The organism is Chroococcidiopsis sp. SAG 2025 (assembly GCF_032860985.1).
Taxonomy (GTDB): Bacteria; Cyanobacteriota; Cyanobacteriia; order Cyanobacteriales; family Chroococcidiopsidaceae; genus Chroococcidiopsis.
The window spans coordinates 1,810,919-1,836,809 of sequence record NZ_JAOCNC010000001.1 but is presented as its reverse complement, the minus strand read 5'-3'; the positions used below and the strand labels follow the sequence as shown (position 1 = coordinate 1,836,809).

Sequence of the window (25,891 nt, the reverse complement as noted above, 5' to 3'; positions counted from 1 at the left end):
GGAAGGCATTGCTTTCCCCGTACAACTACGAAACTTTTGTCTTTTGAGGCTCAAGGATAGGTCATTTGAAAGACAACATCAACCCAGTAGTTGCTCGAGTTATAGGTGTCGGTGGGGAAGCTACTAGTAGTGCCGTACTTGTAAACGCCGTTACCTCCACTCACGCCGTCCTTCAAAGCTTGCAGTGGCGAGCTATTCACGCCAGCATTTTTAAAATCGTTAGTTTTATAGGCGTAACGTCCGATACTAGTGTGGTAAGAGGCGACGTAGACGGTGTTAGCGGTAATTCGGACTGGCTGGGCAAAGTTGACCTGCTGCCAGCCTGTGCCAGCTACGTTCGTAAAAGTTGCAGTTGCTAGCTTTTGCCCGATACTGGTCCAGAGGTTGCCAATGTACGTACCTGTATTGCTGCTCCCCTTGTAGAAGCGGATGCCAGTGATATAACCATCAACATCTGACTTAAACTTGACTCCCAACTCGACAGCTTGGGAGTCGTTGGCGACGTTGTTAGGAGTTGTTGAACTAGCCCAGATACTATAAGACGTAGATGGTGTGGGTGTCGGAGTAGGAGTGGGTGTAGATGATGGATTGCTAAGAGAGACTAGAACAACGTTGTCTTGCAGGTCAAAGCCAGAAGCATTGGTGTTTGACTGACCAATTTCAAATAGGTAGATGATATCTTTATCACCAATATTAATTTTTCCATTAGAGACATAGTTCCTTAAATACTGTTCAACTGACGTTTGATTGCTGAAAGCCTGAACGCTAGGAACATTATCTCCGTTGCGCAAAGTCCTAACTTTTGTGGTATTAGTAGATTCTACTGGGGTATCAGAGTTAGTACAATTTTTTCCTGTGGGTTCTACTGGAACCGATGCAACTTTTACTTGTTGTCCTGGATTGATTGTTAAGTTTAAAATCTCATTCTCTCGCACAATGTAATCCTGAGTGTCAACAGTAATCTTAGTATTAACAATCCAGTTGGCTGATGTTCCGCTACAAGCATAACTGCTTCCTATTACTTTAAAGGTGAGAACGGTAGACTGACTACAGGTGAGAATACCACCACTTACACTGCACTGAGCAACCTCGGTTGGCGGGCTAGTGCTGTTACTGCCGCCGTTACTGCCGTCATTACTGCCACCGCCGTTACTGCCGCCGTTGCTGCCGTCATTACTGCCACCACCAGCTCCGCCACCACCAGCCCCAGGACCACCTAAAGCAATCTCGTAAGATCTGGGAAAGATTTTTGAGCTGACCTCAAGAGGATCTCTAGAATTGCCGTAAGCGTCAATAAGCTTACCACGCAGATGAATTTCAGCGATCCTACCGCTAGGATCTATGCAAGTATAAAAACCCTTTCTATTAGAAACAGGTGGATTAGCACCCCAACCTGTTGAACAGTAGTTATTTGTATTTGGTGTAGAGTCTTCAACAAGATCGACTAATGCTTTGCCAGTCCAGTCATCGGGACTGGTAGGATTTGAATAATTACCATTACTGTTATAGTCGGGACCCCACCGATAAATAACTTTGGGTCCAATCCAGGGAGAACTCGATGATGCAACATAATAAATAACTCGTTGAGAAACACCTGGAATTTGAAGTGATAGAACAGGCGTTTTGTTTGTTGTATCAAAATCTGGTGCATTAGATAAATCCGTAGATACATCATTAGCGATCTTCTTAGCTTGTCTAACTTCATCAGAGATGAAATCCAGAGCGCGGTTAAGTTCCGTTCGCCTTTCAGTTTCAACTTTAGCTTTTTTATTATTTTCAGTAATGGCAGCCAAGCCAAAACCAGCAGCGCTAACAACAAGTGTAGTGATTGCTACTGCTACAAGTAACTCCACTAAAGTAAAGCCAGTAGATGGATTTTGGTTTCTAATTAATTTAGAAAGTTTAACAAGATAATTTTTCATATTGCTTATTTTGCTACTCTAGAGATAAGAATATAAATTTTAGTGAGTTCGCGCTTGGCAGTTATTTTTTGTGCTGTGAAAAGCATGAAAAATAGTGCTACTAGTGTCAGCAGCCTGAATTGATATAATCTCTGCAAAGATGAGAATTAGCTAAGAAAAATGCTTACTCAGTTGTATCCTCTGTTGTATGGCAATCATTGCTATCAACAGTAGCAGTAGAACCATCATAATTGCCAGTTCTGATCATTCCAATACCATTAGAGACAACAAGACATCCCATTCGATTTGTAGTATTATCAGACGAATAGACAACAATTGTTCCTAACTTATTAGTGTTTCCACGAAAAGAAAACTTAAATTGAGGAGGAGTGCCAGTTAGATTAGTTGCGATCGCAACTCTAGACTCAATACAATTGCCGGAAGCGTCTCTCTTTTCATACAGACTAGGTTTTATAGGAAGACAATCTGTAGGATTGGCAGTAATGTCTTTCTTGGTTGTATCTATTGTAAGAGTACATGACTTACTTTTACGAATAGCTTCTCTTTGTGCTTCTCGTAATGCTCCTCGAACTTGAGTAAGAGCATCATTAACTTTATTTTTGTTAAACATACTCAAAAAACTAGGAGCAGCAATCGCAGCCAAAACTCCAGCTATAACTAATGCGATTAATATTTCTAACGCAGTGAAACCCCGATCTTTAGTTCGGGCATTGTAAGGCAGCATTGGGAATTACCTCTGTGTCAAAACTAGCTATAACTTTTGATGCATCAAAAGTGGTTCCAGGAGAAATTTTGTACTCGACTTTTAACACCCTATAAGGAGCAGCATCAACAATAGTTAAAGTTCTTTGCCTGATATATGCTTTACTTGTAAATAACTTGCTGTAAAGAGTCTCTTCAACAGAAGTACTGGCATCATTATCGCTACCAGCAACTTTGTCTCGTAATCCATCTGCAAATCCCGAATATCTATCAGCCGGATTACACCTTGTAGTCCCCACTACCGCAGTATCTGTTAACCAACTAGTATCCAGTGAAGCGTCTAGAGTAATGGTTGCTGCCCCAGCATTAACTCCTCCTACCGCAATCTTATTATTAGTAGAATCCGTACCGACAATAACTGTATCTCCAGCCTGAAAGTCATCAACCGAAGCTAGGTAAAGTACAGTATCTGTGGACTCATGTGTGTTATCACCAGTAGCCTCATCAACTAGTGATGTATATTGGTAACTTGCTGCTTGATACTTAATATTTTCTAGGTCTTCCTGAATCCAATTTGTTGCCTCTGTGTATTCTTGTGCGCGAACTTTAAAAACGGTAGCTAATACCATCATTTGTATGGCAACACTTACAAATATAACTGCTACTACAATAGCAACTAAAACCTCAAGCATAGTAAATCCATGCTCTGGATTTGGTAATTTTCTCTTGAACATTTAGGTTTACCTTTCTTCTCTTTTCCAAGAGCTAGTAGGAGAAATAGATGGAGGATGAACTATTTTTTGCGCTCCCAAATAGTTACTGTAATTACCTGAAGCATCAATTTTTACTTTGTCATTACCTGATGAGGCATCCCAATCTTTAATCCACATAGAGCCAATAAAATTTCCATCGGTGTTACCCCCACCATTCACGCTCCCTGTAGCGTCAGGAGCGTGAAGAAAAGCCTTCATTGTCCCAGTACCATTGAAGTGAGCTATTAGAGTAGGGCAAGTAGTACCTAAAGTAAGAGTTCCACAACTATACTTTGTTGATGTTTGAGCTGTGTCTGTATAGGTATTGCCATAAATTTGTAAATTAGCAGAGGTATTACTAGCGTCTTTATTAAGATCTGGATTACCACTTAGGTTTATATTACCCCTCACATAAAGAACAACTGTTTCATTGGGTTCAACGTCTATCTCTTCACTCCCGCTAGCAACTAAATTATCGACTAAGTAGTGATAGTAACCATCAGCAGCTTTTACATCACCAGCTCGTGGAAGAGTAGTCCAAGGATTTGCTAAAGTGTAGTAAGCAGCAGGTAGATTTGGCGTATCTGGAAAAACTGTAGGCTGAGCAATCACATCCTGTGTATTTGGATCGTGTAGATTGTCATCATCTGCGCCGACTGCGGGAGGACATGAGTTAATTAATATATTTCCTTTTACTTTGTCATTCCCCATGTCAGTTATATTGTTGTTCTTAACCCATAGTGCCGGAACTTGAGTTTCAAGTGAACCAGATTTAACTGGGATGTTAACTACTACTTTGCTAGTAGCTGTACCCGCAGTTTCAGTAGCTGTGTTACCAGTACCAGCTTGATTAACTCGACCTTCAAGCGTTAAAGTGCCAGTTCCTGGAGTAGTAGTAGGGAAGAAATCATCTGTAGTAGTAGTTGCGGTTCCAGAAGTTAGTAGACTGAAAGTATAAGTCGTTCCACTACGCGAGAGAGTGCCTTGGATACCTTGAATTTGTCCCTTTACTGAGCCACCATCAGCTAAGTAGTCTGCGGGTGAAATGTCGAGGGTTACAGCTCCGCTAGCAGGAATTGTGGCACTAGTGGGTCATTTGGTATGAGTGTTGCCATAAAAAGGATGGTCAATTAAAGTGAAGATACATAGTTTTTCAGGTTGTGATGACACGGCAAAAAAAAGCACCTTTGCGACCGTTAAGTGATGAAGAACAAACCGACTTGAAAAAACTGAGCCGTTCTCAATCCCAATCATCTGCTAGTGTCATGCGGGCCAAAGCGATTCTAGCCGTGGCTCTTGGGGCTGATTACACGAGTGCAGCGCAGTTAGTAGGATTACGCTGTGGTGATACGGTCAGCAAGTGGGTCAGTCGCTTCAATGTTGAAGGCTTAGCTGCCTTACAGCCTCGACATGGCGGTGGGGCAGTAGTGCAATACAGCGAACCAGAAAAACAACGCATCCTGTCCGAATTTCAGCGTCAACCAGAGCGGCAGAAAGAGGGCACGGCAACCTGGTCAGTAGCTACACTTCAACGGGCTTTGCGTCAGGCTCCTGATGGCTTAACCCAAATCAGTACTTATACAATTTGGCAGGTACTCAAAGAGGCGGGCTATAGCTGGCAAAAGAGCCGCAGTTGGTTAAAAACTGGACAGGTGAAGCGCATACGCAAAGGCAAGCTAGTAGTAGTAACTGACCCAGATACCGTGGCAAAAAAAAACTGATAGAACGCGCTTACACTCAGGGACAGAAGCTAGGCTTGAGTGTGTGGTGCGAAGACGAGGCGGGACCATTTGGCACTGCTCCTTACCCTGGTAGCAATTGGCAGCCAGTAGGTAAACCGACACGGCAAGAACATGAATATATCCGTAATGGCACAGCCAAGCTGTTAACGCTATTCCATCCCGCTACTGGGCAAGTACGAGTTAAGGGTGTTACCAGTTGTACCAATGCTGTGTTGCACGAATGGCTCAAGCAAGAATTAGCTAGTGTTGTACAATCACTGCCAACTCCAGCTCGATTACTCAAGCCTGAAGAAAATCAACGGTTATGGAAAAGTTGGCAGCAGGGGTTGAAAGTACGCTTTACACTCCCACACGACTTACCGCCACTGCGAATGTTGCTAGTGATGGATAACTTGGTCGGACATAAAACTCCCCAGTTGGTATTGTGGCTGTGTGCTCATGGCATCATGCCGCTCTACACACCTCTTGGCGGTAGCTGGCTGAATATGGCTGAGTCGATTCAACGAATTCTCAAACGCCGAGCTCTAGAGGGGCATCATCCGCAAACAGCCTATCAAATTATTGAGTGGTTGGAAGCAACTGCTTTTGGATGGAACCAACAACCAACGCCGTTTGTCTGGGCAGGATTACGAGCGCAACGTCGAGACAGAGCGCGTCAAAGATTTCACTCTCTTGGTGGTTCTGGTGCCTGTACGCATCGTCCTCTTCGGCGGACAACTATTGCCAAAAATAATGGCAACACTCATACCAAATGACCCACTAGTAGTAATTTGAGCAGAGGTGTTGTTGGGAACAAAAGAGCCTGGAGAACTAACTGATGTGTCTGCACCAGCAGCTAGTCGAGTACAAGTATAAGTTGTTCCACTTCGAGAAAGAGTGCCTGGTACAGATGAGATTTCCCCGTATACTGAGCCGCCATCGATTAAAAAATCAGAAGGTGAAATGCTAAGAGTTACAGCTCCGTTAGCAGGAATTGTGGCGTTAGCAGTAATTTGAGCCGAGTCTGGTGTATAGCTATAACTATTGACTTTGAATTGACCGTCATCCAAGTCTTTCCACTGATTGAGACGGTATCCATCCACCTCCGTCGCTCCTGCGGCAGCAGCAGCACATCCCGCTGCTACAGATGGCAGAGTATTATATACCTGCTTCCAACTCGAACTGGTTGGAGGAGAACCAATATTAGTAAGAGTAACGTTAGCAAGATTGCCATATCTATTAAGCAACGACTGCACGCGAGTAATTCCTGTTTCTGTTGTACCTAAACCGCGAGCAGTTGCTTTTTGAGTCGAGGCTGTAGTTTCATCGCTCTGAGATCTCATAACCAGCGTGACTGCAATCAGCAAGAAGACAAATCCTAAACCTATGGCAACAGGCAGAGCAAAACCTCGATCGCTACAGCGACAAATAAGAGTAAACTTTAGCTTCGGACTCATATAAATTTCTGTATTACTAAAGCGTGAACGATCGCGATACTTATCATTAAGAAACTACTTGAATAACTAATTGAACGACAACAGAGACCAAAACTATAAATTTTATACCTATCGCTCAAATCAAGCGATAGGTATAAAATTTACACACTTAATTTAATCTGTATTTTTGAAACTGTCTTCAGTGAAAACACTAAGTAGTAGGGCATAATTAAACGTAAGATAGAGAAAAGCCAAAAACTTGCTGATTTTGACCACTCATGCCTGCTCCTTTACGTATCGTTTTGACAGAGTCAGAAGACCGGACGTTGAGTGAACTTCGGGTTGCCAAAACCGTTGCTCAACGTACCCGAGATCGAGCACAAATGCTTCGACTCAATGCTCAAGGATGGGTAGTGCCAGCGATTGCCGAAATTTTTGAGTGCCAAGAGCAGACAGTGCGCGAAACCATCCGCCGTTGGCAGCAGCAAGGGTTAGGTGGATTATGGGATGCTAGTGGACGAGGAGCTAAAGCCAAATGGCAAGAAGCAGACATGGCCTACCTAGAACAATGCCTAGAGCAAGAAGCCAGAACCTATAATAGTCAACAGCTAGCCCAGAAGCTAGAGCAAGAACGACAGGTAAACCTAAGTGCTGACCGGATTCGCCGCATTCTAAAAAAAAGGGCTTTAGTTGGAAGCGGACTCGACACTCGCAACGGGGCAGACAAGATCCTGAGTACAAAGCACTCAAGCAAGCTGACTTAGACACACTCCAACTAGCTGCCTGTGAAGGGTACATTGACCTGAAGTATCTTGACGAATCGGGATGTTGTCTGGAAAGTCCAGTCAGTTATAGTTACTCTCGCATTGGAGAGCAGAAACACCGAAGAGCAGGTCAAATCCTATGGAGACCGCATTAGTATTCTAGGGATATGGCAACCAGAGCAGTCGTTTGACTATGCTCTGGTACAAGGCAGTTTCCACAAGGAACGCTATGTTAAAGTGATGAACGCTCCTTGCCCAAAAGAGTGAGCAGACATTGCTACAAACCGGACGGCTCACAGTCGTGGTGCAAGATAATGGTTCGGCTCATACCAGTCATCTTGCCCGTGAGCACTGGCAGCAGTGGCAGTCGAAAGGGCTATATCTCTTTTTTCTCCCCCAATACAGTTCACATATGAATCTGATTGAAGCGCAGTGGCATCAACTCAAAACCCATGAAATAGCCGGAAGGATTTTTGATAACGAGTATGATTTAGCGAATGCCATGATTGAGGGCATGGAGAATCGAAGTCAACAAGGGGGATGGACACTGGAACGTTTTATGTTTAAATCTGCCTAGCTACTTATCTAGTTTGAGGTTTTATTTTTGAACGCAACCGAGTTAAGTCAAATCTCAATTTTTCTTTGTGTCGCTGCCGCTGAAAACCAACTTTTTCTAATACAATCAGGGGTCAATCGAGCTAACTAATGCTTTTCCTACAAAATCAGTAATTGAAGCCCTGCTTTACTATTTCTTGAAACAAAATATTAGATTTGAAATTTAATAAGATAAAATCTTTAATTTTCTTTAAACTCTGTTGCGAAGTGATATGAAAAATTTCAGTGTTTCCACGGTGATGTTTTATTTTGCCAACAGTGCTAAACAAAAGCAAAAGAACTTACGGCACGATAGAATAACTTTGCAGGCTAGCAGGGGAGAACGCTGTGAGGCGTTTCATCTACTTCAACCTAAGTAGATACCCCTAGAGTGGAAAAGTAGTAATGTTAAAACGTATACTAAAATCCATCGCGCGATCGCTGGTTCGTAGACAAAGGCGAGGGCGGCTAAAACCTCCGAGTGGGACAGGCAATTTTATCAGTAGAATACTACGTATGGCTCCTAAAGTTTTAGCAACAGCAAAAGTGTATTGGCTAGCGCCAGAACAGAGCGGTCGAAAGTTTCCCTCATCTGGTTCTATCTATGCAGCTACCGCACAGTTTGACGAGCAAAAGGACGAGTTTTTTAGCATAGTTCTACGCTTTTCAGCACAAAAAGAGCAGATAGTAAATGGTGCAACTTCTATAGTTGATGAAGTCGAAGTCGGTTTTCTCGTTCCAGAGTTGGTTAAGAGTAAGTTAGCTCCTGGCAAAGAGTTTTTGATAACTGAAGGCAATCGAATTGTCGCCCAATGTCAAATCCAATCTGTTAGCTTACTCAGAGGAAGCGAAGCGCAAAGCTTAACGTAGTTATCGCCCCTGAAAAATAAATTAATCTCCCAACTCACTGCTACCGATAGTATCAAGCTCATCAGGCAATACTACAGGGATCTCTGCACTAACAAATCCAGATGCATCACGAGACACAATTGTCTCTACGTTATGCACTACAGCACAAGCATACTGTACTGCATCCTCAAAATCTCGAAAATTTAGTGCAAGAGCTTGTTCCAACACATCTCGATCGACTGCACAAATGTTTAGATCTGCCAGGACTTGGGTAATTGCATCTTGAGCCACTACCGCCCCTGCTGCTCTACGGACAATGTAGTAGATATTGGTGATTGTCGTTGCTGCAATAAAGCCCTCAATTTCTCCAATATCAATACGTTCAAATAGCCTTGCTGCATTTTCCACAAACGGTTCTCGCTCTTGCAAGAAGTCAAGAACTATATTAGTATCTATCAAAACGCGCATTACTGATATTTCTCGGTCAAATAGGTGATATAACTCTCTCGGGCATCAGCCTCCTCCGTTGCTGCCGAAGTTCTTGCAATCCCTCGCAGCCGCGACAGGTTTCCCTGTTTCAACTTTCCCTGTTTCAACTCGGGATATGCTTCCCGTTTTAGTGACTCCAAAAGAGTTTGGACTAACTGCCAACGATCGCTGGTTGGCAGTTGTAGTGCTTGTTTTTGTAGTTCTTGTAATGTCATCTGTCCAAAAATGCGCGCTCCTACTGTATACCAATTGTACGCCTTTCAGATTATCCTATATGAAAGGGGCTAATTAACAGTGATATACTGGGCAAAACTGAAGCCATAAGCCTTGTAACTAGCTGATAATTTGATTTCAGTCGCCAAACCCGATAAAGCAGATTGCCCCCAACAGCTATGTCTAATGAAACCGCGATCGGGCAAGAACAGTGCATAGCAGAGTGGGAAGCACGAGTACCTCCAAGACTTATGGCGCGATAGAATAACTTTGCAGGCTAGCAGGGGAGAACGCTGTGAGGCGCTCTATCTACTTAAACCTAAGTAGATACCCTTAAAGTGGGAAAGCAGCAATGTTAAATCGTATACTAAAAAATCTCGCGCGATCGCTGACTCGTAGGCAAAGGCGACGACGGTTAAAACCTCTATATCTCAAAAAACGCCGCCGTTCGGCTGAGGCTGGCTTTATTTTACCAACTGTAGCCGTAGTATCGATGGTGGTGGTACTACTCACCGCAGCGATGACGATTCGATCTTTCGATCGCGCCCGGAATGCGAGTAATGTTAGAGTGAGTCAGGCAGCAGCAGAAGCAGCCGCACCCGCGATCGCCCGTGCTAAAGTTAAAATTGAGGCTTTACTGAGAGATCCTGCCCTACCCAGCCGCACTCCTTCCACCCAAGCAATCTACAACGCAATTAAATACAACTCTAAATTTACCTTTGGCGATGAGACGCGCCTGAAACTAGGCTTTGATATTAATAACGATAATGCAATAACTGCCGACAACGCCGACATCAAAAATGACGAAACTTTAACGACTGCTTGGCGTTTCCCTACCGATACCAATAATAATGGTAAATTTGATACGTATACGCTTTATGGGATTTACTTCCGCAGTCCTAGCGTTGAAGCAGGTGATTTTAACCGCGAACGCAATCCCCTCGAAGCCAGAACCCCGCCTGTAAATATTCCAGTTGCAAATAGCCGTTGTGCCGATATTCTGAGTGCAGATACAGAAATATTAGACAATGGTTGGTATCAATCTGGAAATCAATTAAACAAAAGCTTTTTTGTCTACACTGCCAGCGTACCTATTACAGATAATACCGATTTAGGCGATCGCTTTGAAACTCTGGCGGGTAATACCAGCTTTTATGCTTTAGAGTATCAACAAGACCGCAGCTTAATTCCGCTGAATCAATATGCAGTATGGTTTAACGACGATTTAGAATTGTCACCTAGTACTGATTTTCGCATCAATGGCAGAATTCATACTAATGGAAACTTGCTAGTCGGTGGACGTAACAACGCCACAGTTAGATTTTATCAAGTCGATAGTCAAGATTCCTGTTTCTATCAGCCAGAAAACGGCAAAATTACTGTTGGGGGTAATGTCGGTAATGGTAGCGTTACCGATACAAGCGATCGCAATGTCGTGACCGTCGATCTATATAGTAACAATCCAAGCAATAGCACCGCTCAAATTGGCAGTATCAATAAATCTACAGAAGAAACAGGCGGAGAAGAAATTGCCTATTCTGATGATGCTTTTAACCAACGTATTGCCTTGATGAAACAAGCAGCATTAGAGTTTTGTATCGAAGCTGGACGAGATTGCTCTGAATTAGAACCACCGGAAATTAAGACAGTTCTAGCGATTAACAGATATCCTGATGAGGTGAAAAATCGCTTCAGCCAACGCTTGCAGGAAAATCCTAGTTTAAATACATATATTGTCCTCAAAGAAGAATTAGAAAGATATCTGCGTCATCGAACTCGGCGCGTTCCATATGCAGAAGTTTTAGAATCAAATAACGACATTCTAGACGATTACACCCAAGACAATATTTTTGCCAATTTAAATACAATCGAACCGCCTGCCGAATGGCGAGAACCAACAGATAATAATACTAGATTGTTACTCAGAACGCGCCAATTAGAAGCAACATCTCCCGAACAACAGCTAGATGTAACTGAGAGATATTTAGGCGATCGCATTCGTGTAGGAAATAACTTACCTGCATATTGGAAAGATGGCAATAACTATGTTACAGCAACCCGCGATCGACAATTAATTGCAGGCATAAATTGGACGAACCCTAGCGATCTACCCCGCTATCGTAGCACCCAAGTACAGCCATTCGATCCTAGCGAAATTGCAGAACGTGGGGGATTTTGGGAACGACAAACCGCCACAAATACTGGAGGTTTACGGATTATTACAGGAGCAGGAATTTATCGCGATCGCAAAGATAATAACTCTCGCATCCCAGCTTTGCAAGTCGATTCATTTTTACCCGATTTATCAAACCGTAAACTTGACTCTGGAGCGGATCTTCCCACGCCTGACAATCGATTGAGAATTGCGGGTCAACCTATAGATAAATATACTCTAGTTTGGTCTGACATGATGCCAATGACAGGCGGCGATGAAGAGATGAAAAAGCAGGGAGAAGCACCATCACCTCCCAATCTACGAATGCGTGCTACAGCAGTTTATCACTATACCCAGAGTACGGGTGTTGACCAAATACCAATTGCTTGTGTTAGCAGTTATTACGATCCTACAAACGAAATCACAGTTAAAAATGGCAAGTTTGGCACTAATAACGGTTATCCCTGGGGCGCAAGTGGCAATGTTTTACCTTACAATAACGATTCTAATGGTCGGTCAAATAATGGCATAGTCTATGAAGCTCCTTATACTAACAATAACGATAGAATTAGAGAAATTGGGATTTACTTACCAGAACTAAGATCGCAAGCAAAGATGATGTTTCCTAACGGACGCATTGTCAATCAACCTTTACAAAATGCGCTCAAAAAATTAACTGCTAACGTTACGCTAGAAGATCCTGACAAACCGCTGAGTATATCAGATAACGCCGCGTTAGATACAGCGATTTGTGCTTTAAAAATTTTAGACGGAACGATTATACCAGTCAATAATAATCCGATTATTCCCCACGGAGCAATTCAAGAAGCTTCCTTCTTAGATAGTAGAGAAATTAAAGTCATTAGCCGCGATGAAGACGATCCTTCAAGTTCTACACTCAACAGCGATCGCAATCCCCGTTACGACTTAGATCTAGAACAGCGTCAACCATTAGAAATTAGGGTGACAGACATCAATTTCAGTACGGGAGAAATTCGAGAGACATATAGCGATCCAGAGAAAGAAAAAGTCGTAGGGCTGACTCGTAAAAAAATCAATCCAAGTCAAATTGACAGCGATTACTTATTACCAAATAGTGGAATAGTTTACGCCAGTCGTGACGATGCTTTGCGCGATGATTCATCGGCAATTAATTCTACTTCTAATAGCACTGGTAGCTCAATTATAGTACAAAGTTCAACCGATACATCTGCGATTGCGCGACTTGAGAGTCAGTTGCTTAGTCCTACAGATTTTAAACTCGATCCTACCCGTCGCCCTAATGGGATTCGTTTAATTAATGGGAGTGACTTATCGCGCGATATTGATAATAGATATCGACCGGAAGAGAAAGGATTGATTTTAGTTTCCGATCTCCCTGTATACATAAAAGGTGATTTCAACCTTCATCAAACACCGTTAGGTAACAAATTAGAAGAGTTTCAAGAAACATTAGATTGGTCTAATTGGAGCAATTTTTATACTCGTAGATTAGGAAATCTCAATCCAAATTTTGCCTGTCGCCCTGGAAAAGCAGGATGTCCCGATCGCGATGGCGATACGTGGCGATCGTCTACTATTATTGCTGATGCTGTAACGCTGCTATCTAATTCTTTTAGAGATGGTTTTCGCAGTGAGGGAGACTACGATCTCAACAATAATACAGCCCTCCCCATCTCTCAACAAACTACGCCAGATAATCCTCAGCAGGCTACGACAGAACGCGAAAAGGTTTCCCAAAATCGTAATAATCAAGGCTTTTGGGGCAACAGCTTTGTCACGAGTTCTGATTGGTGGGATACAAATAGTAGCGGTAATCCATATCCAAATCAGAAAACTACTGATACTTATGTAGGTTCCTATTTAACTAACGGAGTCACACCCATACAGCGACGTACAACTTTTCCTGAATACGTCATGGAAATTTGCCGAAAGATACCTGTTGAAACTTGTCAAAAGGGTGATTGGAAGATTGGCTATGACCAAAGTAGGGATGACAAATTAGATAATACCGAAATAAATAGTGCTATAAATCTCAGTAGCCCTCCAAATGGAGGATACAAACCCGATCGACTTGGGGCAGGTACTACCGCTCGACCTGCTTTACAACCAGAAGATAGGCGCTATCCTCGGCGAGTGGCTTTTCAGCGAAACGACAACTTAAATAATCAAAACCAAAATCAAAACAGGAACCAGAATAATCAACAAAATAATTCAAACAACCAACAAAGTAATCCAGGTAACCAACAGAATAATCAACAAAACAATTCAAACAACCAACAAAGTAATCCAGGTAACCAACAGAACAACCAACAAAACAATTCAAACAACCAACAAAGTAATCCAGGTAACCAACAGAACAACCAACAAAACAATTCAAACAACCAACAAAGTAATCCAGGTAACCAACAGAACAACCAACAGAGCGATCGACAAAACAACCAACAACAAAATAATCAACAACAAAATAACCAAATTAATCCTAACCAACTAACTCCTTTAGGAATAGATTCTCAAGGAAATGTAAAACAGTTTCGCTATGTTGATGGAAATAATAACGCTAGACCAGATGGATTGCCTCGACAAGTACCTACTGCGCTGTGGTTTAAAACAACAACTAACCCTGTCAATCCAACTGAAGGTGAATCGTATAGTCCGAATAACCCGCTATTCATTAAAGAAATTTCTGGCAATCGACCGCTATTAGTACCAGTTTTACAAATTCACAGTCCCGATGGTTCCCCCAGTGAAACTCTGGATGGAGGAAACCCAAATCGCTACGCTACCAACTGGTTGCAAACAGCCGCAGAAGATACAACCTTTAACGCCGTATTTATGGCTGGTAATAGTCCCAGTCGTCCTCAAGAAGAATCAGCTGGATTACCTAACTTCGTCCGTTTTCTGGAAAACTGGGAAAACAGAATCGTCAAAATCGACGGTAATTTTATTCAAATGCGCCGGAGTACCTACGCCACAGCGCCGTTTATGCCGATCCGTCGTGACACGGCTACTGAGTTGGCTACAGCAACCGATAACCTTAGCTGGTTTGACTACGCCATTAATAAATATCCCACTAGTGGCGCTAATAACGATTTACCAACAGGAACGCCACCATATTACAGCGAACCAGAACGACACTGGCAGTTTGATGTTGCCTTATTATCCCAATCTTCAGACTTATTTGCCCAAGAGTTTACAACTCCATCAACAAGCCAGCCTAGCGAACTGCTAAGAGAAGTCAGTCGAGACGATCCTTGGGTACAAACTTTGTTGTGTGCAGCCATAGCTAGCGATCGCACTGGTAAAGTTACAGCTACCTACACTCAATATGCGATTTCAGATAAAACTCAGCGTCCGGCAACTTGTCAAAACGATACACCAGATTATCCAGCAAACTTGAATTAGGGACAAGGGGGACAAGGGGGATGAATATAAGAAGGCGAGTTAATTCAAAATTCAAAATTCAAGATTCAAAATTTCCCGACTCTCAACTCCCGTACGGGCGGGGTTTGACCAAAGATCTAATGCCTCAGTTGTCAATCTATTTGCTAAACCCGCCCCTACCGACTCCCGCTTCATCAGGCTTTACCATCCTCGAAGCTTTAATCGCGATCGCCATCCTATCAATTTTGATGACTGCGATCGCGCCTGTTTTTGTCCTTGCTGTTGGTAATCGGCTGCAAGCAAGGCGAATAGAATTGGCAACTCAAGCAACAAAAACTTATATTGCTGGAGTTAAGGCGGGAACGATTGCACCTCCACAGCATATAGTTGTTTTAAATGAAGTCGATAGTAACAAAAATTTTAATTCTCAACGCGAACAATTTGTTGCTACAGCTCCTCCTTCTACTTCTGGTGGTTTGCGTTGTACGAATGTTTCAGTTAGTAATCCTTATTGCTGGAACAATACAACATCGAGTTTATATTGTTTCGATTTAGATGGTGGCGGTTGTAGTAGCGATAGCGGACAAGATTTGGTGATTCAGGCTTTTCGCAGCGCCAGTTCTGAGGCTCAATCTATGGATAAAGCTTATATATTGGGGCTTCGGGTTTATCGTGCTGCTGGTTTTAGCGATCTGTCACCTTTGGTCGCGAGTGATGCTAATACTCAAAGGACGCAGTTGACTTTTTCGGGAGGCTTGGGTAATTTCAAAACACCATTAGTAGAAACAGCTACAGAAATTGCTGCAAATGAGTCGAGTATAAATGATTTTTGCGATCGCCTTGGGTGTGAGTGAGCCAAAAGTTGTAGGGACGGGTTCACGAAGTATCTCTGCTTCCCACAAATATTTCTGGTAAACCCGCCCGTACTATTGATAATAAGGTTAAAAATTTTTATGAGTCATGATTTTTTTGATTTTTGTCACGCAAAGACGCAGAGGCGCAAAGAAAGAAAAGAAAAGAGAAGAAGAGGATTGGGTTGTAATGGTTTTACTTTGATTGAGCTGTTGGTGTCGATTGTTATTTCTTCGATTGTTTTGAGTTCGCTGTTATCTTTTATGACGAATATGTTGACTTCCGAGCGGAGAGAACAGGCGAAGTCTAGTAGCGAGCAAGAGGTACAGTTGGCACTTGATTATATTTCTAGGGATTTACAAGAAGCTATTTATATTTATGATGCTGAAGGTTTGCAGGCGATCGCCGACCAATTGCCTCATGCTAGAGAAGTAGATAAAGTTCCCGTACTTGTATTTTGGAAGCCTACTTTTTTAGCACAAGATCGTCCTGTTATTACGATAGATGGAAATACAACTACTGTTGGATGCTTGACTAAGTTACCTAGAACTGATGCCTGTAGTCAAAGAGATTATTTTGTTTATTCTTTAATTGTTTAATACTTAATTAAAGAGAATAATCCTGCTTGGTCTGGAGCAGCCAGAATTGGTAGACTCGAACTACAAGATGGAATTAGAGATTCTAATAATTCGCGTAATTATCTGACAAATCCCGCTCCGGGTTTTCAATTATTCAATCTTTCTCAGGCGGGAACTCTTAAGGAGAAAATGAATGCTTGGCAAAAGGCAGAGACAGCTTACAATCCTCAAGAAAATCCCATTGAAGTATTAGTAGATTATGTCGATCCAAGTCCGAGCGATCGCACGCCAAAACCGTTAGATTGTCAAAATATTTCTTCTGCAGCTCAACTCGTTCCTGCTAATACTCAACTTGCTAATCCTTTACAAATAAATAGTTTTTATGCCTGTGTAGATGCATCGCGCAATTTAGCTCAAGTTTATTTGAGAGGAAGTGCGTTAATGCGTTTGGAGCAAAATGCTGTTTATAGTGACAGTCAGGCTGCTTATTTTCCTAGTTTAAACATCCAAGTAAAAAGCCGTGGTACGACTAGCTCTAAATTTTAAATAAGCTGCTATTAACAGAGATGAAAAAACTCTTTTCCGACTCCCGACTCCCGATTCCCGGCTCCCGACCCTGGCAAGTTAAATACAACTATAAAACATCTAACGCCGGATTTACCCTGATCGAACTCATCGTTGTAGTCGTTATTATCGGAGTTTTAAGTGCGATCGCGGCTCCTAGTTGGGTGGCTTTTGTTGACGGTCGCCGTTTGAGTGTTGCTCAAGACCAAATTTTGCGCTCTTTACAGGCAGCACAAAGTAATGCTAGGCGAGATAAAGTGATATGGCAAGTCAGCTTTCGTGAAAATAACGGCGTAGCACAGTGGATCGTTCTGCCAGCAAGTACAAACCCGACTACTGTAACTTGGCAAAACTTAGATGCAGCGGTTCGCATCGTCGATCCAATCGTGAATGCCAACGATCCCGATGGCACGACTTTAGAATTCGATCCAACTCATAATTTATGGCGAATGCAATTTAACTATCGCGGAGAAGCAAATAGTCCGTTAGGAAAAATTGCGATCGCTACTCGTAACGGCGGACAGCGCTGGAGTTGTGTTAAAGTCTCCACTCTCCTGGGCGCAATCCGATCCGCTAGCGATGAAAATTGTCTAAATTAAACGTCATTTGTCAATTGTCATTTGTCATTTGCGATAATCGATGGTTAGTTGTTATTAGTTTTGACTTTTGACTTTTGACTTTTGACTTACTTACTCATCGCCTCTGCTGTTTTTTCCCGATTTAGCTTCAAAATCAGCACGCCTAAGGGAGGCAAACACAGATCGATAGAGTATGGATGATTGTGGTATTGCCATTCATCCGTCCATTTGCCCCCTAAGTTACCCATGTTGCTACCGCCGTACTCGCGGGAATCGCTATTAAATAATTCTTGGTAAAATCCTGGTTCGGGTACGCCGATTCGATAGTGGGAATGCGGTTGAGGAGTAAAGTTACAAACTGCGATCGCAAAATCCTCTGAATCTTTGGCGCGACGAATTAACGCAACTACGCTATGGCGATTGTCGCTGCAATCGATCCACTCAAACCCCGCTTCAGCAAAATCCTGGCTGTACAAAGCTGGTTCAGAGCGATATGTGTGGTTTAGATCTTTGAAAAACTGCTTGAGCTGTTGGTGTGATTCATATTGCAACAACTGCCACTCTAAGTCACCCCAGACGTTCCACTCGCTCCACTGTCCAAACTCCATGCTCATAAACATGGTTTTTTTGCCGGGGTGAACGAACATGAAGGTAAACAAGCAGCGGACGTTGGCGAATTTCTGCCACCTATCCCCTGGCATTTTGCCGATGATGTTACTTTTGCCATGTACAACTTCATCGTGGGATAGAGCCAACATGTAATTTTCGCTGTGGTGATACCACATGCTGAAAGTGACGTTATTTTGGTGGAACTGGCGGAACCAAGGGTCCATGCTGAAGTAATCCAGCATATCGTGCATCCAACCCATGTTCCACTTGAGATTAAAGCCTAATCCGCCCATATACGTAGGCCAAGATACCATAGGCCAAGCGGTAGATTCTTCCGCGATGGAGACGATGCCAGGAAAATAACTAAAAATAACGTGATTTGTTTGCCGCAGGAACTCTGCTGCCTCTAAATTTTCCGTGCCACCATATTGATTTGGCAACCATTCCCCTTCTTTGCGGCAATAGTTCAGGTAAAGCATTGAGGCAACGGCATCTACCCGAATTCCGTCGATGTGATACTTATCAAACCAGAACAAGGCGTTGGCAACCAAGAAGTTTCTCACTTCGTTGCGGCTGTAGTTGAATACTAAAGTTCCCCATTCTTTGTGTTCTCCCTTGCGCGGATCGGCGTGTTCGTAGAGGTGAGTCCCATCAAAGAATGCTAACCCGTGTCCATCTTTAGGAAAATGACCTGGAACCCAATCAACAATTACCCCAATACCGTTTTGGTGGCATTGGTCAACGAAATACATAAAGTCTTCTGGCGTGCCATAGCGGGACGTACAAGCATAATAACCAGTAACTTGATATCCCCAAGAGCCATCAAAGGGATGCTCTGCAATTGGTAATAATTCAATATGGGTGTATCCTAAATCTTTCACGTAGGGAATTAGGCGATCGCCAAGTTCTCGGTAGGTGAGAAAACGCGCCCCCGGTTTGAGTTCCGAGACAATGACGACGGGTTCTGTCTCCCCATTAGGCAACTTGGGAGGTTCGGCAGAGGAGGCGTGCAGCCACGAACCGAGATGGACTTCATAAACAGAAATTGGCTGCGTTAGGGGGTCGGTATGGCGGCGTTTTTCCATCCATGCCAAATCGCTCCATTCATAAGCATCTAAGTCTGTGACAATGGATGCGGTTTTGGGTCGGGGTTCTTGCTGATAGCCATAAGGGTCAGACTTTTCGTAGATGTGACCATTGTTATTTTTTATTTCATATTTATAGCGATCGCCGACTTTGAGTTCGGGAATAAATATTTCCCAAACTCCTGTAGCACCTTTGCGCATCTGGTGCTTGCGTCCGTCCCAATGATTAAAATCTCCAATAACTGACACGTTGCGCGCGTTCGGAGCCCAAACAGCGAAATAAACGCCTTGGACACCGTTAATTTCTGTTGAGTGCGCTCCTAGTTTTTCATAAATGCGGTGGTGATTGCCTTCCGCAAATAGATGCAGGTCAAAATCTGTCAACCGGGGAGAGCGAAAGGCGTAGGGGTCATAAATCACACGCTCGTGTTCTCCCTCCAAAATCCGCAACTGATAGTTTGCCAATTCGGGAAGATCGAGCGTGCATTCAAAAAAGTGAGGATGATGCACGGTCTCCATCGGAAATTCTTTTCTTTCCTCTGGCAGTACCACCCACGCCGCACTCGCATTTGGTAAGTATGCTCGCACTGCCCAGACGGTTTTGCCTTCCTGTTCCACGGAATGAGCGCCTAGCACTTCAAAAGGATCTTGATGCTGGTTCCAAATAATTCGATCTACCTGTTCTGGTGCAATGGTGGTCATAGACATGCAGCTACCTACCTGGAATAAATTTAGTAAACTCCTCTCGTCATACTTATACACATTCTTTACATTTATTTGCAAATGAGCAAGCAAAGCAACGGTATTTAGTCTGATTTTGTCTCAACCATAGGTAAGACTTTGGGGAGTTAGGGGAGAGGAGACAAGGAAGCAGAGGAGCAGAGGGAGCTGGAGGAGCTAGGGGAGCAAAACAATTCAAAATTCAAAATTCTTACACCCCACACCCTACACCCCACACCCCCCACACCCCACACCCTGTTCCCTCAAATAGGCAAAAAGGTAAAAAGTACGAATTGCCTTTCGCAGTTGGAGTAGAAAAACGATTTCTCGGACTTGAGAGTTCAATGTGGGTGGTGCGGGACGAGTTTGTAATTTAGCTTGTAATTGAGCGTATTCAGCAGCAGTTAGAGATTTGCCATCCACAGGCGATCGCTGTGAAAGATTTCCGTCCGCAAGACTTCTTCTGGTGTATCTTCTGGGGTGGTAAAGCTAAGGCAGATTGGGCGATCGCAGAGATTGTAAAAACACGATGCCAACACCTAAAAATTGAGTTTGAAAGTGGGTTATTTCCTGACGTTTGCCAGCTGGCAAAAGCCCCATACTCTCTCTTTCTCCCTAAACTGCTACCAGAGTATTTATAGCATTTTGTCTGCCCTCCTAAGCACTACACCTAAGCACTACATATGTAGGTACTGATTACTCATGTGGTAAGAGAGCATATGTAACGCAAAAAGCGCCCCCTTTCTAGGGAGGCGCTTATGAGTTAGAAGCGCGAATTAGCCATTAAGGGAAGGAGCTTCCACTGCTGCTAAGTCGAGGGGGAAGTTGTGAGCGTTGCGCTCGTGCATCACTTCCATACCCAGGTTAGCGCGGTTGAGGATGTCTGCCCATGTGCCAATCGCATGTCCTTGAGAGTCAACCACCGACTGGTTGAAGTTGAAGCCGTTGAGGTTGAACGCCATGGTGCTGATGCCCAAGGAGGTGAACCAAATCCCGATCACGGGCCATGCTGCGAGGAAGAAGTGCAGCGCGCGGCTGTTGTTGAACGAAGCGTATTGGAAGATCAAACGACCGAAGTAACCGTGTGCGGCAACGATGTTGTAGGTTTCTTCTTCTTGTCCGAATTTGTAACCGTAGTTCTGAGATTCGGTTTCGGTAGTTTCACGTACCAAGGAGGAAGTCACCAAAGAACCGTGCATCGCGCTGAACAGCGCTCCACCGAACACACCAGCTACACCTAATTGGTGGAAGGGGTGCATTAGGATGTTATGTTCGGCTTGGAACACTAACATGAAGTTGAATGTTCCCGAAATGCCCAAAGGCATCCCGTCTGAGAAAGAACCTTGTCCGATTGGGTAGATTAAGAAGACTGCGGTTGCTGCTGCTACTGGTGCAGAGTATGCTACGCAGATCCAAGGACGCATTCCTAGACGGTAGGATAGTTCCCACTCACGTCCCATGTAGCAGAATACACCGATTAAAAAGTGGAAAATTACCAATTGGTAAGGTCCACCGTTGTACAGCCATTCGTCTAATGATGCTGCTTCCCAAATTGGGTAGAAGTGCAAGCCGATGGCGTTGGATGAAGGCACAACTGCACCAGAGATGATGTTGTTGCCGTAAATTAAGGAACCTGCTACTGGTTCGCGGATCCCGTCGATGTCTACCGGGGTGCGGCGATGAAGGCGACGATGAAGCAGGTGGTTGCAGCTAGTAAGGTGGGGATCATCAACACGCCGAACCAGCCAATATACAGGCGGTTTTCCGTGCTGGCTACCCAGTTACAAAACTGTTCCCACAAGGAAGCGCTTTCGCGTCTTTGTAATGTGGTTGTCATGGTTCTATGTATTGCTAATTAAACAACAGTAATGTTGCTTGTCTTGGTATGAATCAGGCTCCGTACTTGGTTGCCTGTAAATATATCTTTACACAACTTCAGCAAAAATTTCACATATTGCTAATTCTATTAAGTAATGTTAAAGCGAGACATATATAAAAAAAAAAAAAAGTTATACTTAAAGAGGAAAAATATCTGTCTGTAGGTAATATTCGCAATAAATCTGTAGCGATCGCAGCAACTGAAATGAGCGCAGTCACTGCTTTGTCAAGCAGAATTGGTAGGTAAATAGTTGGTTCAAAGTAGTATAAATTTGAAAAATCCTCAGTGGGGAAATATTTAAATGTAATGAGGTATATTTCTAAAGGGAGATGAAAAAAATTAGATTTCAGCAGCCCTAGCAAGGGGCTTAAACAGTCGTAATTTTCGCGATCGCGCCTCCTAAAATAGAGGTAAAGACTCACTCCAATCGAGGTTTAGATGCCTACTTCCAATTCCAACCTCAAAGAAACCGCAGGCGTAAAAGTATTATTTTTTTCAATTCCCAACAATGTCATATTGCAGCTTGGTACTAGCTCTCTACTACTGGAGCTAGTTGGAGGTAAAGCTGTAGCTCAGGCAGTAACAGCTATTGGGCAAGCCAGTGAAGAAGTATTTCGTGGCGATCGCTTGCCAGTTTTGCCATTTCCCGAAACAGAGACAACATCAGAACCTAGTGACGCATAATTTGCATCGTGCCTAATTCGTCAGGATTTCGATTAAAGATAAAGATTGTCGCTTCGACAACGAATTAGGACAGCATTCAACTCTACAATTATTAATTGTTCCTGGCTCTACTCGAACAGACCCTATGACTTCGCTCCTCCACTCCCATGATGAAGCTTTGACTATCAGCACCTCTCCCTTTGATTTGTTCTTGAGGCAGCGCCTGCAAACAGTAGAGGAGTTGTGGGAGTCTGTTCTGAAACAAGAATGCGGTCAAGAATTAGTCAATCTCTTGGCGCAATTACGCGATTTATGCTCGTCAGAAGGACAAGCAATCGACGAGCAAATATCGGAAGTCGTTCAATTAATCTCTCAGTTAGAATTGAACGAAGCAATTCGCGCTGCGCGTGCCTTTGCACTCTATTTCCAGTTGATTAACATTGTCGAGCAGCACTACGAGCAACGCCAACAGCTGAGTATCAGTCGCGCTTTGCATCAAAAAGCAGCTAAGCAGTTACATCAAACGCCACAAACCACCTCCACAATTAACGGACATCCAACAGCAGATGTAAATCGAGATCCTGGCGTAGAGCTATTAGAAAAAAACTGGCACGCTACCCAGCAGCAGCAAAAACAAGGGACTTTCCACACCTTGTTTCCCCATCTACGGCAGATGAACGTACCGCCGCAACACATCCAACGGTTGATCGACCAGTTAGATGTCAGATTAGTCTTCACGGCACATCCAACCGAGATCGTCCGCTCTACAATTCGCGATAAGCAAAGACGCTTAGCCAAGCTACTGCAACAGCTCGATCGGATTGAGGAAAGTACGGGCAGTATTGAAGGTGCTAATCCTTGGGAAGCAGAAGCCCTGCGGGAACAACTAACAGAAGAAATTCGCCTCTGGTGGCGCACTGACGAGTTACACCAGTTTAAGCCAGCAGTGTTAGATGAGGTAGAGTACGCCCTGCACTACTTCAAAGAAGTTTTGTTCGAGCAAATTCCCCTGCTGAACCACAGATTTAAACACGCTCTGGCAGCTGCCTTTCCCCGCTTGCGTCCGCCTAGTAATAACTTTTGCAAATTTGGTTCCTGGGTAGGATCGGATCGGGATGGTAACCCCTCAGTGACACCTCAAGTTACGTGGCAAACAGCTTGCTATCAGCGCCAGTTGGTATTGGAAAAATACATTCATTCAGTCAAGCGACTGACGAACTTATTGAGCATATCGCTGCACTGGAGCGATGTCCTGCCAGATTTATTAGAATCTCTGGAGCAGGATCGGTTGCAGATGAACGAAGTGTATGAAGCACTTGCCCTGCGGTATCGTCAAGAACCGTATCGGCTCAAGCTTGCCTACATTTTGAAGCGACTAGAAAATACATTCGAGCGTAACGCGCGCCTGTACAACAAGAATCTGCGCAAGCAAGAAATTCAAGAAGAAAACGTTACTACGGCAGTCTATAAATCTGGGCTTGACTTTCTCGCGGAATTACGACTAATTCAACGCAACCTGTCAGAGACAGGCTTAAACTGCCGAGAACTGGACAGTCTGATCTGCCAGGTGGAAATTTATGACTTTAACCTAGCTCACCTCGATATTCGCCAAGAATCTTCTCGCCACGCCCATGCTTTTAATGAAGTGTTGGAATATCTACAAATTCTGCCTCAGTCATATAACGAATTGTCAGAAGCAGAAAGAGTCAAGTGGTTGTCGGGAGAATTGCAGACTCGTCGTCCGTTGATTCCCGCCGAACTACCTTTTAGTGAAAAAACCAACGAAGCGATCGAAACTTTGCGCGTCGTGCGTTTGTTACAGCAAGAGTTTGGCGTGCAGGTTTGCCAGAGTTACATTATCAGCATGAGCCGCGATCTGAGCGATTTGCTAGAGGTGCTATTACTAGCTAAAGAAGCTGGACTTTACGATCCAGCAACAGGAATCGGCACGATCCAAGTCGTACCTTTATTTGAGACGGTAGAGGACTTGCAACGCGCCCCCAGCATCATGCAACAGCTATTCGAACTGACGTTTTATCGCGCTTTGTTGGCAGGAGGGTATGAAGCGATAAAAGGGGAGTCGGTAGAGGCGGGTTTAGAAACCCGCCCGTACGGGAGTCGGGAGCCGGGGAAGAGAGCTGAGGGAGCTGGGGGAGAGAATCACACAAACTCTACACCCATTGTTCACGCACCACTCACTACGCATCACGTATCACTCACTCCTCACTTACAAGAGGTGATGTTGGGTTACTCGGATAGCAACAAGGATTCTGGGTTTCTCAGCAGCAATTGGGAAATTCACAAAGCGCAAAAAGCACTCCAACAAGTTGCCGAACAGCATGGAGTCGATTTGAGAATTTTTCACGGACGCGGTGGCTCAGTAGGACGCGGTGGTGGTCCTGCATACGAGGCAATTTTGGCTCAACCCGGACATAGTATTAATGGCAGAATTAAGATTACCGAACAGGGTGAAGTTTTAGCCTCTAAATACTCGCTGCCAGAGTTGGCGCTTTACAATTTGGAAACAATTTCGACTGCCGTGATTCAGGCTAGCTTGTTACGCACGGGATTTGATAATATTCAACCGTGGAATGAAATATTAGAAGAGCTAGCAGCGCGATCGCGGCAACATTATCGCGCCCTGATCTACGAGCAACCAGATTTCATTGATTTTTTCCACCAAGTGACTCCGATTGATGAGATCAGCCAGCTGCAAATCAGCTCTCGCCCCGCCCGGCGACAAGGCGGAAAAAAAGATTTAAGTGGTTTGCGGGCAATTCCTTGGGTGTTTAGTTGGACGCAAAGCCGTTTTCTCTTACCTGCTTGGTATGGTGTCGGTGCGGCTTTGCAGGAATTTTTAAACGAGGAACCCGAGGAACACCTCAAATTGTTACGTTATTTCTACATGAAGTGGCCCTTCTTCAAAATGGCAATTTCTAAAGTAGAGATGACTCTGGCAAAAGTAGACATGCAAATCGCTCATCACTACGTCAAGGAGTTATCGAAACCCCAAGACTTAGAACGATTTGAGCGGCTATTCGAGCAAATTTTGCAAGAGTTTCACCTTACAACTGACTTAGTACTGAGTATTACAGGTCATAAACGCCTGCTCGATGGCGATCCAGTCCTACAGCAGTCCGTACAATTGCGAAGCGCGACGATTGTACCGTTAGGATTTTTACAGGTCTCATTGCTGAAGCGACTGCGGCAATACAGCAACCCGAGTACGACAGGTATCATCGATTCTCGCCATAGCAAAGGCGAATTATTGCGCGGTGCATTGTTAACTATCAATGGAATCGCGGCTGGGATGAGGAATACTGGCTAGTATCCGAAGTTAGAAGTCAGAAGTCAGAAGTGTTTTATGTACTAACCACTACTT

General features: G+C 43.9%; 20 protein-coding genes and 2 pseudogenes. 12 read left to right on the top strand and 10 right to left on the bottom strand.

What is annotated here, in order from left to right:
* Positions 1 to 50: 50 nt before the first annotated feature.
* The 4 genes from N4J56_RS08790 to N4J56_RS08775 all read right to left on the bottom strand — a co-directional run bounded on the left by N4J56_RS08790 (position 51) and on the right by N4J56_RS08775 (position 4,087).
* On the bottom strand, positions 51 to 1,922 hold the full coding sequence (locus N4J56_RS08790) for a DUF4082 domain-containing protein (protein ID WP_317106110.1): 1,872 nt from the start codon (positions 1,920 to 1,922) through the stop codon (positions 51 to 53).
* A 163-nt stretch (positions 1,923 to 2,085) separates the two neighbouring features.
* Positions 2,086 to 2,646, bottom strand: coding sequence for a type II secretion system protein (locus tag N4J56_RS08785; protein WP_317106109.1), 561 nt, complete (start codon positions 2,644 to 2,646; stop codon positions 2,086 to 2,088).
* Positions 2,621 to 3,358, bottom strand: a complete 738-nt coding sequence (locus N4J56_RS08780) for a prepilin-type N-terminal cleavage/methylation domain-containing protein (RefSeq protein WP_317106108.1) — start codon at positions 3,356 to 3,358, stop codon at positions 2,621 to 2,623. Before N4J56_RS08780 ends, N4J56_RS08785 begins: the two co-directional genes overlap by 26 nt.
* 6 nt (positions 3,359 to 3,364) lie before the next feature.
* A complete protein-coding gene (locus N4J56_RS08775; RefSeq protein ID WP_317106107.1) occupies positions 3,365 to 4,087 on the bottom strand; it encodes a hypothetical protein in 723 nt (240 codons plus the stop codon).
* A gap of 452 nt (positions 4,088 to 4,539) precedes the next feature.
* On the opposite strand from N4J56_RS08775, the gene N4J56_RS08770 reads away from it, so the two are divergent.
* The 5 genes and pseudogenes from N4J56_RS08770 (at position 4,540) to N4J56_RS08750 (ending at position 8,761) form a co-directional block, all read left to right on the top strand.
* Positions 4,540 to 5,097 carry a helix-turn-helix domain-containing protein gene (locus N4J56_RS08770; RefSeq protein WP_317105833.1) on the top strand — a complete coding sequence of 186 codons (558 nt, stop codon included), beginning with the start codon at positions 4,540 to 4,542 and terminating at the stop codon, positions 5,095 to 5,097.
* Between the two features lie 41 nt (positions 5,098 to 5,138).
* A complete protein-coding gene (locus N4J56_RS08765) occupies positions 5,139 to 5,873 on the top strand; it encodes a transposase (protein ID WP_317105834.1) in 735 nt (244 codons plus the stop codon).
* 938 nt (positions 5,874 to 6,811) lie between these two features.
* Positions 6,812 to 7,874 (top strand): annotated as a pseudogene (locus N4J56_RS08760) (IS630 family transposase).
* A gap of 250 nt (positions 7,875 to 8,124) precedes the next feature.
* Positions 8,125 to 8,271: a hypothetical protein gene (locus N4J56_RS08755; RefSeq protein ID WP_317106106.1), complete on the top strand. Its 147-nt coding sequence runs from the start codon at positions 8,125 to 8,127 to the stop codon at positions 8,269 to 8,271.
* Positions 8,272 to 8,296: 25 nt separating this feature from the next.
* On the top strand, positions 8,297 to 8,761 hold the full coding sequence (locus N4J56_RS08750; protein ID WP_317106105.1) for a hypothetical protein: 465 nt from the start codon (positions 8,297 to 8,299) through the stop codon (positions 8,759 to 8,761).
* A gap of 21 nt (positions 8,762 to 8,782) precedes the next feature.
* Here N4J56_RS08750 and N4J56_RS08745 read toward each other — a convergent pair whose 3' ends face one another.
* Together N4J56_RS08745 and N4J56_RS08740 are read right to left on the bottom strand one after the other, a co-directional pair.
* Positions 8,783 to 9,208, bottom strand: coding sequence for a PIN domain-containing protein (locus tag N4J56_RS08745; RefSeq protein WP_317106104.1), 426 nt, complete (start codon positions 9,206 to 9,208; stop codon positions 8,783 to 8,785).
* The gene (locus tag N4J56_RS08740; RefSeq protein WP_317106103.1) at positions 9,208 to 9,444 is read right to left on the bottom strand and encodes a hypothetical protein; all 237 of its coding nucleotides are present in this window, start codon (positions 9,442 to 9,444) and stop codon (positions 9,208 to 9,210) included. Before N4J56_RS08740 ends, N4J56_RS08745 begins: the two co-directional genes overlap by 1 nt.
* 350 nt (positions 9,445 to 9,794) lie before the next feature.
* On the opposite strand from N4J56_RS08740, the gene hpsA reads away from it, so the two are divergent.
* The 5 genes from hpsA (at position 9,795) to N4J56_RS08715 (ending at position 17,574) form a co-directional block, all read left to right on the top strand.
* Complete coding sequence (gene hpsA, locus N4J56_RS08735; RefSeq protein ID WP_317106102.1) at positions 9,795 to 15,002, top strand: hormogonium polysaccharide biosynthesis protein HpsA; 5,208 nt, start codon at positions 9,795 to 9,797, stop codon at positions 15,000 to 15,002.
* A 119-nt stretch (positions 15,003 to 15,121) separates the two neighbouring features.
* Complete coding sequence (gene hpsB / locus N4J56_RS08730) at positions 15,122 to 15,835, top strand: hormogonium polysaccharide secretion pseudopilin HpsB (RefSeq protein WP_317106101.1); 714 nt, start codon at positions 15,122 to 15,124, stop codon at positions 15,833 to 15,835.
* Between the two features lie 99 nt (positions 15,836 to 15,934).
* The gene (locus N4J56_RS08725; protein WP_317106100.1) at positions 15,935 to 16,432 is read left to right on the top strand and encodes a prepilin-type N-terminal cleavage/methylation domain-containing protein; all 498 of its coding nucleotides are present in this window, start codon (positions 15,935 to 15,937) and stop codon (positions 16,430 to 16,432) included.
* 168 nt (positions 16,433 to 16,600) lie between these two features.
* Positions 16,601 to 16,957 (top strand): hypothetical protein, encoded by a 357-nt coding sequence (locus N4J56_RS08720; RefSeq protein WP_317106099.1) that lies wholly within the window; start codon positions 16,601 to 16,603, stop codon positions 16,955 to 16,957.
* Between the two features lie 20 nt (positions 16,958 to 16,977).
* The gene (locus N4J56_RS08715; protein WP_317106098.1) at positions 16,978 to 17,574 is read left to right on the top strand and encodes a prepilin-type N-terminal cleavage/methylation domain-containing protein; all 597 of its coding nucleotides are present in this window, start codon (positions 16,978 to 16,980) and stop codon (positions 17,572 to 17,574) included.
* A gap of 86 nt (positions 17,575 to 17,660) precedes the next feature.
* Here N4J56_RS08715 and glgB read toward each other — a convergent pair whose 3' ends face one another.
* The 4 genes and pseudogenes from glgB to psbA form a co-directional block, all read right to left on the bottom strand.
* Positions 17,661 to 19,949, bottom strand: a complete 2,289-nt coding sequence (gene glgB, locus N4J56_RS08710) for a 1,4-alpha-glucan branching enzyme (RefSeq protein WP_410500456.1) — start codon at positions 19,947 to 19,949, stop codon at positions 17,661 to 17,663.
* Between the two features lie 243 nt (positions 19,950 to 20,192).
* The gene (locus N4J56_RS08705; protein ID WP_317106096.1) at positions 20,193 to 20,390 is read right to left on the bottom strand and encodes a hypothetical protein; all 198 of its coding nucleotides are present in this window, start codon (positions 20,388 to 20,390) and stop codon (positions 20,193 to 20,195) included.
* Positions 20,372 to 20,506, bottom strand: coding sequence for a hypothetical protein (locus tag N4J56_RS08700; RefSeq protein ID WP_317106095.1), 135 nt, complete (start codon positions 20,504 to 20,506; stop codon positions 20,372 to 20,374). Before N4J56_RS08700 ends, N4J56_RS08705 begins: the two co-directional genes overlap by 19 nt.
* Positions 20,507 to 20,743: 237 nt before the next feature.
* A pseudogene (gene psbA, locus N4J56_RS08695) lies at positions 20,744 to 21,804 on the bottom strand (photosystem II q(b) protein).
* Positions 21,805 to 22,284: 480 nt separating this feature from the next.
* On the opposite strand from psbA, the gene N4J56_RS08690 reads away from it, so the two are divergent.
* Together N4J56_RS08690 and N4J56_RS08685 are read left to right on the top strand one after the other, a co-directional pair.
* Positions 22,285 to 22,530: a hypothetical protein gene (locus N4J56_RS08690; RefSeq protein ID WP_317106094.1), complete on the top strand. Its 246-nt coding sequence runs from the start codon at positions 22,285 to 22,287 to the stop codon at positions 22,528 to 22,530.
* Positions 22,531 to 22,654: 124 nt separating this feature from the next.
* Complete coding sequence (locus N4J56_RS08685) at positions 22,655 to 25,837, top strand: phosphoenolpyruvate carboxylase (protein ID WP_317106093.1); 3,183 nt, start codon at positions 22,655 to 22,657, stop codon at positions 25,835 to 25,837.
* The last annotated feature ends 54 nt before the right edge of the window (positions 25,838 to 25,891 follow it).